Below are 14,923 nucleotides of genomic sequence, written 5' to 3'. Positions count from 1 at the left end.
TTGGTTCATATCAATCAGGTCGGGCTGACACAGTTCAAATCCTTCGGCGGGGCGATGACGATCCCGCTGGAGCAGGGATTCACCGTGGTCACCGGGCCGAACGGATCCGGCAAGAGCAACATCCTTGACGGCGTTCTGTTCTGCCTCGGCCTGGCGACGAGCCGCGGCATGCGCGCCGACCGTCTGCCGGATCTGGTCAACAGCGGCGTGCTCAAGGCCGGCAAGTCGGCCGAGACCACCGTGAGCGTGCGCTTCGATCTCAGCGACTGGAGCCCCGACGCTGCCGAAGAGGGTCTTGAGCCGCCGGAGGAGGGGCCCTGGATCCGCCCGGATCAGACCGAATGGACCGTCACCCGAAAACTGCGGGTGATGCCGGGGGGCTCCTACAGCTCCAGCTACAGCGCTGATGGGGTGGCCTGCAACCTGCAGCAGCTGCAGACCCAGCTGCGCCGGCTGCGCATCGATCCGGAAGGCAGCAACGTGGTGATGCAGGGGGACGTGACCCGCATCGTGTCGATGAGCAACCGCGACCGGCGCGGACTGATCGATGAACTCGCCGGTGTCGCCCTGTTCGACACCCGCATCGAGCAGACCCGCCGCAAGCTCGATGACGTGCAGGAACGGCAGGACCGCTGCCGGATCATCGAGCAGGAACTGCTGGCCAGCCGTCAGCGGCTGGAGAAGGACTGCGCCAAGGCCCGCCAGTACCAGGAGCTGCGGGAACGCCTGCATCTCGGCCGTCGGCAGGAGATGGTGCTCGCCTTCGAGGCAGCCCGGCAGGCACTGGGGGATCTCGGCAGCCGCCAACAGGCGATCGAGGCACAGGAGCAGCGCGACGCCACCGCCATCGCCGGCGCGCGCGAGACCCTGGGGAAGGCCACCGGCGAGCTGCAATCCCTGCAGGAGCAGGTCAAGGCCCTCGGAGAGGACCAGCTGCTGGCGGTGCAGGCGGAATTGCTCGGACTGGAGACCCGCGGCCGCGAACTGGATCGCCAGGCCACGCAACACCAGGAGGAGGGACAGCGGCTGCAGGGTGTGCGCCATGACCTGGCCAATCGCCGCCAGCAGATGCTTCAGCAACAGCGGGAGCTGGAGCAGGACCCCGGCACGCAGGCCCTGGAGCAGGCGGAGACCACCTGCCGCAGCGCTGAAGCCGCTGTGGAGATGTCCCGCCGCCGCCTCTCCGATGTGGCCGGCCGCTCCGGAGCCTGGCTGGAACAGCAGAAACAGCGCACCGAGCGCCGCCAGCAGCTGCAGAGCAGCCTCACACCTCTGCTGCAGGAGCAGCAGCAGCTGCAGGAACGGCTGCGGCAGGACGCGGAACGGCTGGAGGAACTCGGCGGGGAACAACAGCAGGACGGCGCCGATGAACAGGCGGTGCAGGAACGGCTCAGCCAGCTGGACAAGGAATGGCAGACCGTGCTGCAGGGCATCAGCAGCGGCAAGCAGGCGCTGCAGCAGGCCGCCGACTCCCTTGCGGTGCAGCAGCGCACCCGCACTCGGCTGGAGCAGGAGCAGACCCGGCTGGAACGGGAGATCGCACGGGTGGACAGCCGCCGCGATGCTCTGCAGGAGAGCCGGGGCACCGGCGCCCTGCGGCTGCTGCTGGAGGCGGGACTCGACGGCATCCACGGCCCGGTGGCCCAGCTCGGCGAGGTGGAGGAGCGGCACCGCCTGGCGCTGGAAGTGGCCGCCGGGGCCCGCCTCGGCCAGGTGGTGGTGGAGGACGACCGCATCGCAGCCCGCGCCATCGAGCTGCTCAAGAGCCGTCGCGCCGGCCGGCTCACCTTCCTGCCGCTCAACAAGATCCGGGCCCCCGGTGGTGGTGGCGGGGCGGCATTCGCCCGCGGCGCCCGACCCGGTTCAGGGGACGCTGGAGCGGGCCTGATCGGTCGCGCCGTCGAGCTGGTGCGCTTCGAGCCGGTGTACGACCAGGTGTTTGCGTACGTCTTCGGGGACACGCTGGTGTTCAGCGATCTCGGCAGCGCCCGCCAGCAGCTCGGTCGCTCCCGGGCGGTGACGCTGGAGGGAGAACTGCTGGAAAAGAGCGGTGCCATGACCGGCGGCAGCCTCTCCCAGCGCAGCGGCGGACTCAGCTTCGGTCGCAGCAGCGATCAGGACGAAGCAGAACCGCTGCGGCGGCGGCTGCTGGAACTCGGGGAATCGCTGGTGGTCTGCCGGCGCGAGGAAGCCAAGCTCTCCCAGGCGGTGGAGCAGCAGCGGCCCGCGCTGCGGGATCTGGAACAGCGCCAGGCGGCCCTGGTGGCGGAACGCAATGCGGCCCGTCGCAACCATGGCCCCCTGCTGGAACGCAGCCGTCAGCGTCAGGAGCGGCTCAGCCGCCTGCAGCAGGACCGCGGGGTGCAGCAGGAACGGCTGGAGCTGATCGCCCAGCAGCTGACGCCGCTCAGCAGCGAGCTGGCTCAGCTGGACGCGGCGGAGCGCAGCAGCGACGGACACGACGACGCCTCCGCCTGGAAGCAGCTGCAGCAGGACCTGGAATCCGCCGATGCTCGGCTGGAAGCGGCCCGCAGCGAACGGGATGCCCTGCTCAACGCCCGGAGAGAACGGCAGCTGGCGCTGGAACGGCTCGGTGATCAGCAGCAGACCCTCAGCAACGAAGAGACCCGACTGCAGGAGGCGGTGCAGGCCCTGGCGGGCGCCCATGGAGCCTGGCGACAGCAGCAGCAGGACCTGCAGCAGCTGCGCGAGAAGCTGACTCAGCAGCAGCAGGAGCTGCAGGAGAGCTTTGGAGCCCAGCGCCGGGCCCGCGATGCGGCGGAAGCCGAGGTGGCCCGCCAGCGCCAGGCCCTGCAACAGGCCGAGTGGAACCTCGAGCGCCTGCGGGAGGAGCGCGACGGGCTGATCGAGGAGCAGCGCAGCGGCGCCATCCGGCTGCAGGAGATGGAACAGGCCCTGCCCGATCCCCGCCCCGAGATCCCTGAAGCGCTGCGTCTGGCCGGCCTGGAAGCGCTGCAGGCGGATCTTCAGGCGATCCAGGCCCGCATGGAGGCCCTGGAGCCGGTGAACATGCTGGCGCTGGAGGAACTGGAAGCCCTCGAACAGAGGCTGACGGAACTGAACGACCGCTTGGAGGTGCTCAACAACGAAAGGGAGGAACTGCTGCTGAGGATCGAAACGGTGGCCACCCTGCGTCAGGACGCCTTCATGGAAGCCTTCACCGCTGTGGATGGGCATTTCCGTGAGATCTTCGCCTCCCTCTCCGATGGCGATGGCCATCTGCAGCTTGAGAATCAGGAGGACCCCCTGGAGGGGGGCCTCACGCTGGTGGCCCATCCCAAGGGCAAGGCGGTGCGGCGTCTGGCAGCCATGTCCGGCGGAGAGAAGTCGCTCACCGCCCTCAGCTTCCTGTTTGCCCTGCAGCGGTTCCGGCCTTCCCCCTTCTATGCCCTCGATGAGGTGGACAGCTTTCTGGATGGCGTGAATGTGGAGCGGCTGGCTGCTCTGATCGCTCGACAGGCCGAGGACGCCCAGTTCATGGTGGTCAGCCACCGCCGGCCGATGATTGCCGCCTCCGAGCGCACGATCGGCGTCACCCAGGCCCGTGGTGCTCACACCCAGGTGGTCGGTCTTCCCGATGCCGCCTGAACGGACGCCGCAGATGCCTTGCGCCAGAATGGTCTGATGACTCCGACCCCTTCCTCGAACGACGCCCTCGCCACCATTCCGAGCGATCGCCTCTGGCTTCGCTCCGAACTGATGGGTACCCAGGTGATCACCCGTGACACGGGTCGTCGCCTCGGTGTGGTGGGAGAGGTGATCGTCGACATCGATCGCCGCGAGGTGGTGGCGGTGGGCCTGCGCGACAACCCGCTCACCCGATTCCTGCCCGGGCTGCCCCGCTGGATGCCCCTGGACCGGATCCGTCAGGTGGGGGACGTGATCCTGGTGGATTCCGCCGATTCCCTCAGCGAGGGCTTCAACCCCGAGCGCTACAGCCGGGTGATCAACTGCCAGGTGATCACCGAATCCGGCCGCCAGCTGGGGCGGGTGCTGGGCTTCGCGTTCGACATCGAGACCGGTGAGCTCACCACGCTGGTGATGGGGGCCCTCGGTGTTCCCCTGCTCGGAGAGGGCGTGCTGAGCACCTGGGAGATGCCGGTGGAGGAGATCGTCAGCAGCGGTCCCGATCGGATCATTGTTTACGAGGGAGCCGAAGACAAGCTCAAGCAGTTGAACAGCGGAGTGCTGGAGAAGCTCGGGGTCGGTGGTCCGAGCTGGGAGGAGCAGGAGCGGGAGCGGTACCGGGTGAACCTGGTGCCGGTGGAGAACCAGCTGAGCTCCGGTCAGCCCGTGGAGCAGGAGCAGCGGCGTCTGCAACCCTCCGAGAGTCAGCGGCTCGAGGTGGACGAGGAACTGGAGTACGTGGAGCTGGAGGAGCGGCGGCAGGAGGCACAGCCGCAGCGCCTCTACATGGACGAGACCGATGAAGGGAACTACCCGGAGCCCTACACGGAGGAGTGGACGCCCCGCCGCCCGGTGCCCGCCTCCCGTCGGCCGGTGCAGCAGCCCGGCGAACCGCTGGATGTGGAGCCGCTGGAGGATCCGGTCAGACCGCCTGCAGAGAGCGACCTCGACGATCCCTGGTGATGCGGTTCAATGCGCGGGTGTGACAGCCCGGATCCCGCGTGACGACTGCGCCTCTCCGCCGATCCGCCAGACCGCTCCGGGCCGTGTCCAGGCCGGCGCGGCCGGTTCCGGACCTTGCTCAGTGGCTCTACCGAGGGACCGTGGTGGTGCTTCTGGGTCTGATCGCCCACGCCATCGCCAAACCGACGGCTGTGGAGCGCTGCATCGATCGCCGCTATCAGCAGGTGCTCGACAGCCATCAGCTCAAGGAAGGTCAGATCACCGAGGCGATCCGCATCAGCGAACGCAACAAGGCCACCAACTTCTGCCACGGCGGCAGCGGCCGTCAGAACTGGAGCCGCTGAAACTCAACCCGCCCGGAAGTCGAGCGAGGCGCTGTTGACGCAGTAGCGCTGCCCCGTGGGCGCCGGACCATCGGGAAACACGTGACCGAGATGGGCGTCGCAACGGGCGCAGTTGATCTCGACCCGCACCATGCCGTGGGTCAGATCACGCTTGGTGGTGATCGCCTCGGGGGTTACACCGTCCCAGAAGCTGGGCCAGCCCGTGCCGGACTCGAATTTGGTCTGCGAGCTGAACAGAGGCGCCCCGCAGCAGATGCAGTGGTACATCCCCGTGGCCTTGTTGTCCCAGTAGGCACCTGTGAAGGCCCGCTCGGTGCCCCCGCAGCGGGTCACCTGGAACTGCTCGGGCGTGAGCGTCTGCTTCCAGTCCTCACTGCTGCGCTCGATGCGATCGGAGCTGGTCATCTCGGGGCTGATCGGAGCTCGGGAACCTTAGGCAGATCCGAGCGCGCGAGGCAGCAGAGAACGCACCTCCTCCGCCAGAGCCTCCACCGCTCCGGGCTTGCCGCGCAGGGCCCGCAGGTCCTGACGCTGGCCCTCGAGCCGTTGGGGAGCTGCCAGCCAGTCCGCCGCCTCCGCCGCGATCTGCTCCGGCGTGATCGCCCCGACACGCTCCGGCACCACCGCACGGCCGGCCGAGATGTTGGGCCATGCCATCAGGCCGTTGTTCCTCAACCGCCACAGGGTGAGCAACGCACCGATCAGACGCCGCAGCCCCGGCAGCCGGGCCAGCAGCCCCAGCCCCCCATCCCAGGCCTGCATCACCTCGAGGTGCTGGGTGGGCACGATCACGATCATCGGCACGGCCAGCGCCCCCAGCTCGGCGGTGTTGGCACCCACGGTGGTGAGGGCGAGATCGCACTGGCTCAGGGGCCCGTGGGCCGGATGCTGCTCCAGCAGCTGGATGCGGGTGCCCGCAGCGGTGATCAGCAGACCGTCGCGATGCTCGGCAACGACAGCGCGGTAGCGGGCGGCGATCGGATTGGCGTCACCGGCAAAGCGCAGCAGCTGGGCCGCACTGGTGGTGGGGGCCACCGGCAGCAGAAACCGGCAACCGGGCCGCAGCTGGGCCAGCCGGTCCGCCGTCTCCAGCAGAAACGGCATGCCCACGCAGAGCTTGGCGGCCTTGGAACCGGGCAGCAGAGCCACCCAGTCGCCCTCAGGCAGCGGATCATCCCGGCGGGCGAAGCCCGAGAGATCAGCCATCAGATCTCCCACCACCCGGCAGCGATGCCGATGGCGCGGGGGCAACTGCAGGCGGACCTGCTCCGACATGGCGGCAACCCGGTCGTTCCACCCGGGCCAGCGGGCCACCCACTCGGCGTAGGTGATGTGGCGGTAGCCGAGGCGGGCCGACAGCAGCACCGTCCAGAACTGATCTCCTCCGAGGAAGACCACCACGCCCCGGCGCGGCCAGGGGCCGTAACGGCGCGGCCGCAGCAGCAGATCCCAGAAACGCCGGGCCGGCAGGATCCGGTCGAACTGCCCCCAGGGCCTGGCCGCCTCCGCTTCCTGCCCCGTGGCGTTCGGGCAGGGCACCAGCACCAGCTGCAGGGAGGCGGTCGCCGCCGGTTGACGCGGTCTCAGCAGCAGAGACGCGTGCAGTCGTTCCGCCAGGGGGCGGACCCAGGTCGTGAGCTCGCCCGGGCCATTGGAGACGAGAACGATGGCGAGTCCGGGGTCAGCTGTCGCGGGACTGGCCAAGAGAATGGAGTGCGGATGGCGAGACTTGAACTCGCAAGGCCGAAGCCACACGCCCCTCAAACGTGCGTGTCTACCAATTCCACCACATCCGCGTGGTCGACTCCACCGCGCGGGCTTCGTCGGAGAAAGATCATACCGACCGAGGGGCCTCGCACCGGAATCCCTGGCCTGCACTGATACGATCCGCCCTCAGGCCTGAAGTGCTGAAGGATGCCCATCGGCAAAGTGCTGATCGCCAACCGTGGCGAGATCGCGCTCCGGATCCTTCGCAGCTGCCGGGAGCTCGGGATCGCCACCGTCGCGGTTTACAGCACGGTCGACAAGGACGCACTGCACGTCCAGCTGGCGGATGAGGCGGTCTGCGTCGGCGAATCGCTGAGCAGCAAGAGCTACCTCAACGTTCCCAACATCCTGGCGGCCGCCACCTCCCGCGGGGTCGACGCCATCCACCCCGGCTACGGATTCCTGGCCGAGAACGACAAGTTCGCCGAGATCTGCGGAGACCACGGCATCACCTTCGTCGGCCCCTCCCCCCATGCGATCCGGTCGATGGGGGACAAAGCCACCGCCAAGGCCACGATGCAGGCGGTCGGTGTGCCCACCGTGCCGGGCAGTGAAGGGCTGCTGTCGAGCCCTGAGGAGGCTGCGGAACTGGCGGCTCAGATGGGCTACCCGGTGATGATCAAGGCCACGGCCGGCGGCGGTGGACGCGGCATGCGGCTCGTGCCCGGCCCCGATCAGCTGGACAATCTGTTCAAGGCAGCCCAGGGAGAGGCCGATGCCGCCTTCGGCAACCCCGGGCTGTACATGGAGAAATTCATCAACCGGCCCCGCCACGTGGAAGTGCAGGTGCTGGCCGACCGCCACGGCAACGTGGTGCATCTCGGGGAGCGGGACTGCTCGATCCAGCGGCGTCACCAGAAGCTGCTGGAAGAGGCTCCCAGCCCAGCGCTGGATCCGGAACTGCGCCGCCGCATGGGGGAGGCCGCGGTCGCCGCGGCCCGCAGCATCCAGTACGAAGGAGCCGGAACGGTGGAGTTCCTGCTGGACCGGAGCGGCGGCTTCTACTTCATGGAGATGAACACCCGGATCCAGGTGGAGCATCCGGTGACGGAAATGGTCACCGGCATCGATCTGATCGCCGAGCAGCTGCGCATCGCCGGCGGGGAGCCGATCAGCGTGCGCCAGGAGGACGTGCAGCTGCAGGGGCATGCCATCGAATGCCGCATCAATGCCGAAGACGCCAGCCACAACTTCCGTCCCGCCCCCGGACGCATCACCGGCTGGCTTCCTCCAGGTGGACCCGGCGTGCGCGTCGACAGCCACGTGTACACGGGCTACGACATCCCGCCGTTCTACGACTCCCTGATCGGCAAGCTGATCGTCTGGGGACGGGATCGCCCGATGGCACTGACCCGGATGAAGCGCGCCCTGAACGAATGCGCCATCACGGGAATTCCGACCACGGTCGACTTCCACCTGCAACTGCTGGAACGGCCGGAATTCATCAACGGCGACGTGCACACCAAGTTCGTCGAGCAGGAAATGCTCGGCTGAACCAGGCCGGGTGCAACCTCAGGCCGTCATCTGAGCGCGCATCAGGATCTGGGAAAGCAGACCCTGCTGCCCCACCAGCAGTTCCCGAACCAGGCTGATCAGGCCGACCCAGATCACCGGGGTCACATCCACGCCGCCGATCGGAGCCACGACCCGTCGCGTCAGGGCCAGCACAGGCTCGGTGGGCCAGGCGATCAGGGGCCAGGCCCCCTGCTTCAGATCCACCTGGGGATACCAGGTGAGCACGATCCGAAGCAGAAAGGCGAGGGTCCATGCCGCCAGCAGCAACCCCAGCAGCAGGTGGACCGTCGGCAGAACCTGCAGAAGCAGCGGCGTCACAAAGCTCAACGCATTCACGGGCGCATCGTAGAAACCAGGCCCTGATCCTTAGGATCATCGCGGCTTTGATGCAGACGGCCCTCCGCCATGACTCCCTCCCTCTCCAACTTCCTGAGCAGCCTCATCTGGGGAGGTGTGATCGTCGTGGTACCCGCCACGATCGCGCTGATCCTGATCAGCCAGACCGACCGGCTTGACCGCAAGCTCTGATCCGCACTGGCGCCACTCGTAGACTGAACTCCACGCGGAGGCGCACCCTTGGTTAACGCCAGTCTGAATTGGGCCAGCATCGTCGGCATCGTGCTGGCCGTCGGCGGGGCGATGCTGTATTTCATGCGGTCGTTCAAGCCAGCGCTTGCCCGCGATTACGACGTGTTCTTCGCAGCCATCGGGCTGCTGTGCGGCGGCATTCTGTTTTTCCAGGGCTGGCGGCTGGATCCGATCCTCCAGTTCGGTCAGTTCCTGCTGGCGGGCACCACGGTGTTCTTCGCCTACGAGAGCGTTCGTCTGCGCGGCGTCGCCACGGAGCAGGCGCGACGTTCCGCCTACTTCGAGGATGAGCCGGCCCCCGTCCGCGGCGGACCCGCCTCCGGCGGACTGCGTGGCGGCTGGGATGACGATTACGAGCGTTTCGACGAGCCCCAGCCCCTGCGCCGGCGCTTCGGCGGTCGCGAGGATGAACGGGAGGAGCGCCCCGAAGAGGACTTCTACCGTCCGCGGCGCACCAGCCGTGCCGCCATCCCAGAAGAAGCCGCCAGTCGCCGCCCCCGGGGACGGGACGACGACCAGGATCAGAGCTGGGGCGCCGATGATGAACGCAGCCGTCGCATGGCCCGCTTCCGGGCCGGCGAGGAACGCGCTGAGCGCCGCAGTGATTTCGGCGAGCGTCGCAATGAACGCCAGGATCAGCGGCGTGGCAGCCGCCCCTCAGGCCGACCGTCCTCCGAACAGGCTCAGCCGCCGTCGGCTCCACGCAGCACCCCGGCGAAATCAGCCGCGGAGGATGCCGCCTTCACCCCGAGCAGCCGTTCCTCCGGCCGCCCGGCAGCTGCCGGGAGCCGCTCGGCACCGCGCAGCTCCCGGCAGGGCAGCGGCCCTGTTCAGAACGGCAGCACCGGGAGCACCCCTCCTTCAAGCAGCAGCCGACAGCAGACCAGCCGCCCACGGGACAACAGCTCCCGTTTCGACGACTGAGCCGCCGGGTCGGCCCTCTGCTGCTCACGGTGCTGGCGCTCTGCGTCAGTGCCTGCAGCAGCCGCCAGGAACAGGCCGCTGGTGGATTGATGGATCGCAGCCAGGAGGATCCAGCCCTCAGCGGTGACGGGCGCCTCCTGGCCGTGATCAGCCCGCAGCGGGGGCGACCCACCGTGCAGCTGCGCTCCCTGTCGGACGGACGGCTGCTGCCGCTTCCCAGCCTGAAACGGCATCAACCCCACAGCTCCCCCTCCCTGAGCTGGAACGGCCGCTATCTGGCCCTGGTCACCCAGAGGGGCCGCCGCCGACTGGCGGTGGTGGCCGATCGTCTCAACAACCGCCTGCATCCCCTGCCGCTGCCGGGCGGCCGCGATCCTGTACGGGTGAGCCTCTCCCCGGATGCGCGTCAACTGGCGCTGCAGGTGGCCGACCAGGGGCGCTGGCGCGTGGAACTGCTGGACCTCAGCGACCTGCTCGAACCGGACCGTCCTGCTGGCGCCGGTCTCACCACCCCACCACTGGAGCCGCAGTGATGAGCCGATGGCTGGGCTGGATCGCCACGGCAGGCGTGCCGCTGCTGTTGCTGGGCTGCCGGACGCCTCAGCCCAGACCGCTGCTGGAGCTCAACGGACTGTTGCGGCAATCGGTGAACAGCCGCCGGGCACCGGATCTGGGACAGCGCTGGCTGGTCAGCCTGGGCGAGCGAGGCGGCCGCGAACGGGTGGAACTGATTGACCTGACCCGCCGACGACCGGTGACACTTCCAGGTCTCAACCGAGCCGATGCCCAACCGATCAGCGCCAGCGTCAGCGCCGACGGCGAGCGGCTGGCCGTGGTGCAGCAGCGGGACGGGCGCACCGAACTGCTGCTCTACCGCCGCAGCGTCGCGGCGGTGCAGCGGTTGCCTCTCGACCCCCCCGGCGTGCCCAGGTCCGTCAGTCTCGATGGCTCCGGCCGCCGGCTGGCGGTGCAGGTGAGCCGCGACGGACGCTGGCAGGTGGACCTGATCCGTCTGCCCTGATCAGGGCAGCAGACCGGCCCAGTGCAGAAAGGTGTCACCGCTGAGGGCTTCGATCAGCAGGATCGCGGCGAACCCCACCATCGCGAAGCGACCGTTCACCCGCTCGGCGTAACCGCTCCAGCCGAAAGCCGGCACATCGGAGGTCGTCGCCGATGTGGACGGGGTGGTGGTCTCGCTGGGGGAGGTCATCCGGCCGGATCAGGGACGCCCGAAGTCATAGCTGGTCGCCGGCAGCAGTCGCCATCCCCCATCACCGCTCAGCTCCAGCACGGTGTCGTGATAGTCCTTCAAGGTGGGGCGGTGGCCGATGCTGATCACCGCCAGCTCCCGCTGACGCAGCAGCGCATAGAGGTGATCCTCCGTGGCCACATCGAGAGCACTGGTGGCTTCATCCAGCACTGCGAACCGGGGTGCGTTGAGCAGCAGCCGGCCGAAAGCCAGGCGCTGCTGCTCGCCGAGGGACAGGATGCGAGGCCAGTCCTGCTTGACGTCGAGGTCGGGGTAGCGGGTCGAGAGGGTGGCCGAGATTGACCTCCTCCAGCACGTGGCGCAGCTGGTCGTCGCTGAAGCGGCCTCTCATCGGTGGGGTAGCAGAGCTGTTCGCGCAGCGACCCCAGCAGCATGTAGGGCTTCTGGGGGATGAACAGGAGCTCACCGGTCTGCGGGTCGCTCCACCGCTCCGCGGGTCGGCGGCCACAGAGCCCGCTGATCATCCGCAGCAGTGACGTCTTGCCGCAGCCGGAGGGTCCCACCACCAGCAGTCGGTCGGCCTCACCGACGCTGAGGCTCAGATCCCGGAGGATCGGCGTGCTCGCCGCCGGGGGGCGTCAGATCGGCATGGCGCACCACGATCGCGTCGCGGCTTGTGATCCGATCAGGAGAGGCTTCACGACTGACCTGCTCAACCTTGCTCTGAAAACCTTCAAGACGGCCTACCCCTGCAGTGAACTGAGCTAATTCATCAATACGATTAACAACGAAAAGAAGTGAGCCCTCAACCATGTTGAAGGCAAAGCCAGCTTGAATAAATCGACCATAATCAATATCCCCTGAAAAATATGGCCCCGCCATCACCAAATAAGGAAAAAACACTCCAGCGTAACCAACAGATCTCTGCATCGCACTGATGATAACTTGCCAAATAATTAACAAGTTAAAATTGCGAACAACTGAACCAAGACGGCGAGCCGTCTCTTGCTGCTCAGGCTCTTCACCAGAATAGAAAGCAATCGACTCAGCATTATTTCTGATATGGACAAGTCCATAACGGAAATCAGCCTCATAACGCAGCTGATCATAATTAATTTTCACAAGACGACGACCCGCGAAAACAAGGACCGTCGTAGAGACAATCGCATAAGCGAATAAAGAGAAAGTTAGCTTTTGGCTAATACTCCACAGGATAAGAATATTAAGAGAAAAAGTCAGAAGGGCATCAAAGATTCCAAGCGTAAATTGAAGACTCTGGGATGTAAAAGATCGCGTATCATCAGTTATACGCTGGTCGGGATTGTCTAGATCAGTCGCCTGCTCATCATTTGGATTAAGAACGTAGTAGGCACGATTGCGCATATAATCACCAATAAGACTGCGCGAAAGCCAGTCGCGCCATACCAATCCGAGCTTGAGCGTGAAGAAAATCTGCGGCCGTGCGAATCGGGAGAGCGACAACAAAACAACAGGCGTAGATGATCAGGATCCGGTAGAAACCCTCCTCCTGCTTCGCCACCAGAGCGTTGGTGAGATCGCGGGCAATGAAACCGATCCCGGCATTGATGCCGTTCACGGTGAGCAGCATCAGCACGATCACGCCGAGCATCAGCCAGTGCAGCCAGCGGCGGCCGCGCAGCTGCTGGCGCATCGCGAGGAAGGCGGACGCCCCCAGCAGAAACAGCCCGCTGAAGCCAACCCCCCACCAGCTTCTCCAGATGCCGCTGATGGTGGCGGCCACACCGCCGAAGTACTTCTCGGTCAGGGCCGGCACCAGCTGCTGAAGCAGCTCGATCAGGCCCGTGAGGGCCACCAGAACCAGACCCCCGACACAGAACAGCAGGGCGACCAGCAGACCGGCGAACTGCCAGCCCGTGGCCTGATCGAGGGGCAGGAAGAAAGGCTGGGCCAGATTCCTCAGCTTGTTGAGCTGACTGCGGAGACCGGCGCGCGGTGCCGTGGCGGTGACTGTCATTCGCCCATTCTGACGAGGCAAACCTCAGCCGGGCGGCCAGGCCAGAGGACGACCACCGAGCACATGCACATGCAGGTGGAACACCGTCTGCCCCGCTGCTGCGCCACTGTTGATCACCGTGCGCCAGTCCTCCAGGCCCTCCTGCTTGGCGACGCGCGCCGCCACCAGCAGCAGGTGGCCCAGCAGATCCCCGTCCTCGGCGTCCGCGGACCGCAGGCTCTCGATCGGTTTCCGCGGAATCACCAGCACATGCACCGGGGCCTGGGGCGCGATGTCCCGGAAGGCCAGGCATCGGTCATCGCTGTAGACCTCATCGCAGGGAATCTCCCCGCGAAGGATCTTTCCGAAGATCGTGTCGTCCGCCATGGAACTGGTGTTGTGACGGGTGGGGCATGAACGCCATGCACCCTTGGATCGATCCCGATGCTGGCACGTTGCCTCAGCGCCTCCCTGCAGGGCCTTGACGCCCGGCCGGTCACCGTCGAGGTGGACATGGCACCGGGTCTGCCGGGCATTCAGCTGGTGGGGCTGCCGGACAAGGCGATCCAGGAATCCCGCGAGCGGGTGCGCTCAGCCCTGCGCAACAGCGGCTTCCGGGGACCGCTGGTGCGGGTCGTGATCAATCTGGCGCCGGCCGACCTGCGCAAGGAGGGCCCCGCCTTCGATCTGCCGATCGCCCTGGCACTGCTGGCCGCCAGCGGCCAGCTGGATCAGCCACGGCTGAGAAACATCTGGTGCGCCGGAGAACTGGGACTGGACGGCAGCCTGCGGCCCTGCCGCGGCGTGATCGCCTTGGCGGAACTGGCATCGGATCAGGGGGCCCGGGCCCTGATCGTGCCGCCGGCCAATGCCGAGGAAGCGGCCCTGATCCCGGAACTGACTGTCCTCAGCGCCCCTGACCTGCGCCAGGTGGTCGAGCAGCTGCAGCAGCGAGGCCCGCTGCTGCGCACGATGCCCCGCAGCACGGCCTTTGAGGCTCCCGAGCCGGAACCACTTGCGCAACCCGGCGTGGAGCAGAGCCTGGCGGCACGGGCTCTGGCCCTGGCAGCGGCGGGCGGCCATCACCTGCTGCTGGTGGGCCCCCCGGGCTGCGGCAAAACCCACCTGGCGCATCAGCTGCCCAGGCTGCTGCCGCCCCTCAGCCGGAGCGAAGCCCTCACCATCACGCGGATCCAATCGGTGGCCGGCCTGCTGCGCAATCCCGGCACCCTGCCCAGAACACGGCCGTTCCGGGCGCCCCATCACAGCTGTACCGCCGCTGCACTGCTCGGCGGCGGCATCAGTCCGCAGCCGGGGGAGCTCAGCCTCGCCCACGGCGGCGTGCTGTTTCTCGACGAGCTGGCGGAATTTTCCCGGGCCGTGCTCGACCAACTGCGGCAACCCCTGGAGGAGGGCGTGCTGCGGCTCAGCCGCAGCCGCCTGAAAACCACCTTCCCGGCTGCGATCACTCTGGTGGCAGCCACGAACCCCTGTCCCTGCGGCTGGCATGGCGACCGTGAGCACGGCTGCCGCTGCAGCCTCAGTCAGCGTCAGCGTTACTGGCAACGCTTGTCAGGCCCCCTGCTGGATCGGCTCGATCTGCAGCTCCGCCTGGAACGTCCAGCGGCCAGCCGTGTGCGCCGCTGCCTTGAGCCGACGCCGTCAGCCGGCATCGAGCCCTGGCTGCAAGCGAGCTGCATCAACAGCGCCCGCCAGAGAATGCGGGAGCGCAATCCCGGTGGTGGCTGCAACCGGGATCTCAGTGCCGAGGAGTTCGGCCGGGTCGGGCGGTTGGAACGCGATGGACTGCAGCTCTGGGAACACCTGATCGCCAGCCGCCGGCTCACCACCCGCAGCGCCCTGAGACTGCTGCAGGTGGCTCGCACGATCGCCGACCTCAACGGCAGGGAGACGGTGTGCGCCGACGCCGTGGCCGAGGCGAGCTGCTATCGCTGCACCGATCCACTGGTCGTGGACACGGCAGCCTGA

At 67.2% G+C, this 14,923-nt stretch carries 14 protein-coding genes, 1 tRNA gene and 1 pseudogene; 9 read left to right on the top strand and 7 right to left on the bottom strand.

The annotated features are described in order from the left end of the window. Genes smc through ACJ0G7_RS09145 form a run of 3 tightly spaced genes read left to right on the top strand, consistent with a single transcriptional unit; the run spans position 1 to position 4,955 of the window. Entirely contained in the window at positions 1 to 3,609 is a 3,609-nt protein-coding gene (gene smc / locus ACJ0G7_RS09155) for a chromosome segregation protein SMC (RefSeq protein WP_407395820.1), read from the top strand. Positions 3,610 to 3,645: 36 nt separating this feature from the next. Beyond that, positions 3,646 to 4,611, top strand: coding sequence for a PRC-barrel domain-containing protein (locus tag ACJ0G7_RS09150; protein ID WP_043696953.1), 966 nt, complete (start codon positions 3,646 to 3,648; stop codon positions 4,609 to 4,611). A gap of 38 nt (positions 4,612 to 4,649) precedes the next feature. Beyond that, on the top strand, positions 4,650 to 4,955 hold the full coding sequence (locus tag ACJ0G7_RS09145) for a hypothetical protein (protein WP_156957131.1): 306 nt from the start codon (positions 4,650 to 4,652) through the stop codon (positions 4,953 to 4,955). A gap of 3 nt (positions 4,956 to 4,958) precedes the next feature. Here the strand turns inward: ACJ0G7_RS09145 and msrB are convergent, their stop codons facing one another. The 3 genes from msrB to ACJ0G7_RS09130 form a co-directional block, all read right to left on the bottom strand. Beyond that, positions 4,959 to 5,360, bottom strand: coding sequence for a peptide-methionine (R)-S-oxide reductase MsrB (gene msrB, locus ACJ0G7_RS09140; RefSeq protein ID WP_407395818.1), 402 nt, complete (start codon positions 5,358 to 5,360; stop codon positions 4,959 to 4,961). A 27-nt stretch (positions 5,361 to 5,387) separates the two neighbouring features. Then, the gene (locus ACJ0G7_RS09135; protein ID WP_407395817.1) at positions 5,388 to 6,659 is read right to left on the bottom strand and encodes a glycosyl transferase; all 1,272 of its coding nucleotides are present in this window, start codon (positions 6,657 to 6,659) and stop codon (positions 5,388 to 5,390) included. A 10-nt stretch (positions 6,660 to 6,669) separates the two neighbouring features. Next, positions 6,670 to 6,751 (bottom strand) — tRNA-Leu (locus tag ACJ0G7_RS09130). A gap of 118 nt (positions 6,752 to 6,869) precedes the next feature. On the opposite strand from ACJ0G7_RS09130, the gene accC reads away from it, so the two are divergent. Continuing rightward, the gene (gene accC / locus ACJ0G7_RS09125) at positions 6,870 to 8,216 is read left to right on the top strand and encodes an acetyl-CoA carboxylase biotin carboxylase subunit (protein ID WP_043692896.1); all 1,347 of its coding nucleotides are present in this window, start codon (positions 6,870 to 6,872) and stop codon (positions 8,214 to 8,216) included. 18 nt (positions 8,217 to 8,234) lie between these two features. Here accC and ACJ0G7_RS09120 read toward each other — a convergent pair whose 3' ends face one another. Further along, complete coding sequence (locus ACJ0G7_RS09120) at positions 8,235 to 8,564, bottom strand: YggT family protein (RefSeq protein WP_043696957.1); 330 nt, start codon at positions 8,562 to 8,564, stop codon at positions 8,235 to 8,237. Positions 8,565 to 8,642: 78 nt separating this feature from the next. On the opposite strand from ACJ0G7_RS09120, the gene psbX reads away from it, so the two are divergent. Genes psbX through ACJ0G7_RS09100 form a run of 4 tightly spaced genes read left to right on the top strand, consistent with a single transcriptional unit; the run spans position 8,643 to position 10,770 of the window. Beyond that, entirely contained in the window at positions 8,643 to 8,765 is a 123-nt protein-coding gene (psbX, locus tag ACJ0G7_RS09115; RefSeq protein WP_043692900.1) for a photosystem II reaction center X protein, read from the top strand. A 48-nt stretch (positions 8,766 to 8,813) separates the two neighbouring features. Beyond that, a complete protein-coding gene (locus ACJ0G7_RS09110) occupies positions 8,814 to 9,749 on the top strand; it encodes a Ycf66 family protein (RefSeq protein ID WP_043692902.1) in 936 nt (311 codons plus the stop codon). Between the two features lie 29 nt (positions 9,750 to 9,778). Further along, positions 9,779 to 10,282 carry a hypothetical protein gene (locus tag ACJ0G7_RS09105; protein ID WP_407395816.1) on the top strand — a complete coding sequence of 168 codons (504 nt, stop codon included), beginning with the start codon at positions 9,779 to 9,781 and terminating at the stop codon, positions 10,280 to 10,282. Then, entirely contained in the window at positions 10,282 to 10,770 is a 489-nt protein-coding gene (locus ACJ0G7_RS09100; RefSeq protein ID WP_407395815.1) for a TolB family protein, read from the top strand. Before ACJ0G7_RS09105 ends, ACJ0G7_RS09100 begins: the two co-directional genes overlap by 1 nt. On the opposite strand, the gene ACJ0G7_RS09095 is transcribed toward ACJ0G7_RS09100, so the two are convergent. The 3 genes and pseudogenes from ACJ0G7_RS09095 to ACJ0G7_RS09085 all read right to left on the bottom strand — a co-directional run bounded on the left by ACJ0G7_RS09095 (position 10,771) and on the right by ACJ0G7_RS09085 (position 13,321). Further along, entirely contained in the window at positions 10,771 to 10,959 is a 189-nt protein-coding gene (locus tag ACJ0G7_RS09095) for a chlorophyll a/b-binding protein (RefSeq protein WP_043692913.1), read from the bottom strand. It lies immediately after the preceding gene. Between the two features lie 9 nt (positions 10,960 to 10,968). Next, positions 10,969 to 12,955, bottom strand: a pseudogene (locus ACJ0G7_RS09090) (ABC transporter ATP-binding protein/permease). Positions 12,956 to 12,979: 24 nt separating this feature from the next. Next, positions 12,980 to 13,321, bottom strand: a complete 342-nt coding sequence (locus tag ACJ0G7_RS09085) for a histidine triad nucleotide-binding protein (protein WP_043692918.1) — start codon at positions 13,319 to 13,321, stop codon at positions 12,980 to 12,982. A 57-nt stretch (positions 13,322 to 13,378) separates the two neighbouring features. Between ACJ0G7_RS09085 and ACJ0G7_RS09080 the strand changes: the two genes are divergently transcribed. Beyond that, complete coding sequence (locus tag ACJ0G7_RS09080) at positions 13,379 to 14,923, top strand: YifB family Mg chelatase-like AAA ATPase (protein ID WP_407395814.1); 1,545 nt, start codon at positions 13,379 to 13,381, stop codon at positions 14,921 to 14,923.

Origin of the sequence: Parasynechococcus sp. (genome assembly GCF_045559935.1) — a bacterium.
GTDB lineage: Bacteria > Cyanobacteriota > Cyanobacteriia > PCC-6307 > Cyanobiaceae > Parasynechococcus.
The sequence above is the reverse complement of the archived record's forward strand: the minus strand, read 5'-3'. Positions and strand labels throughout refer to the sequence as shown.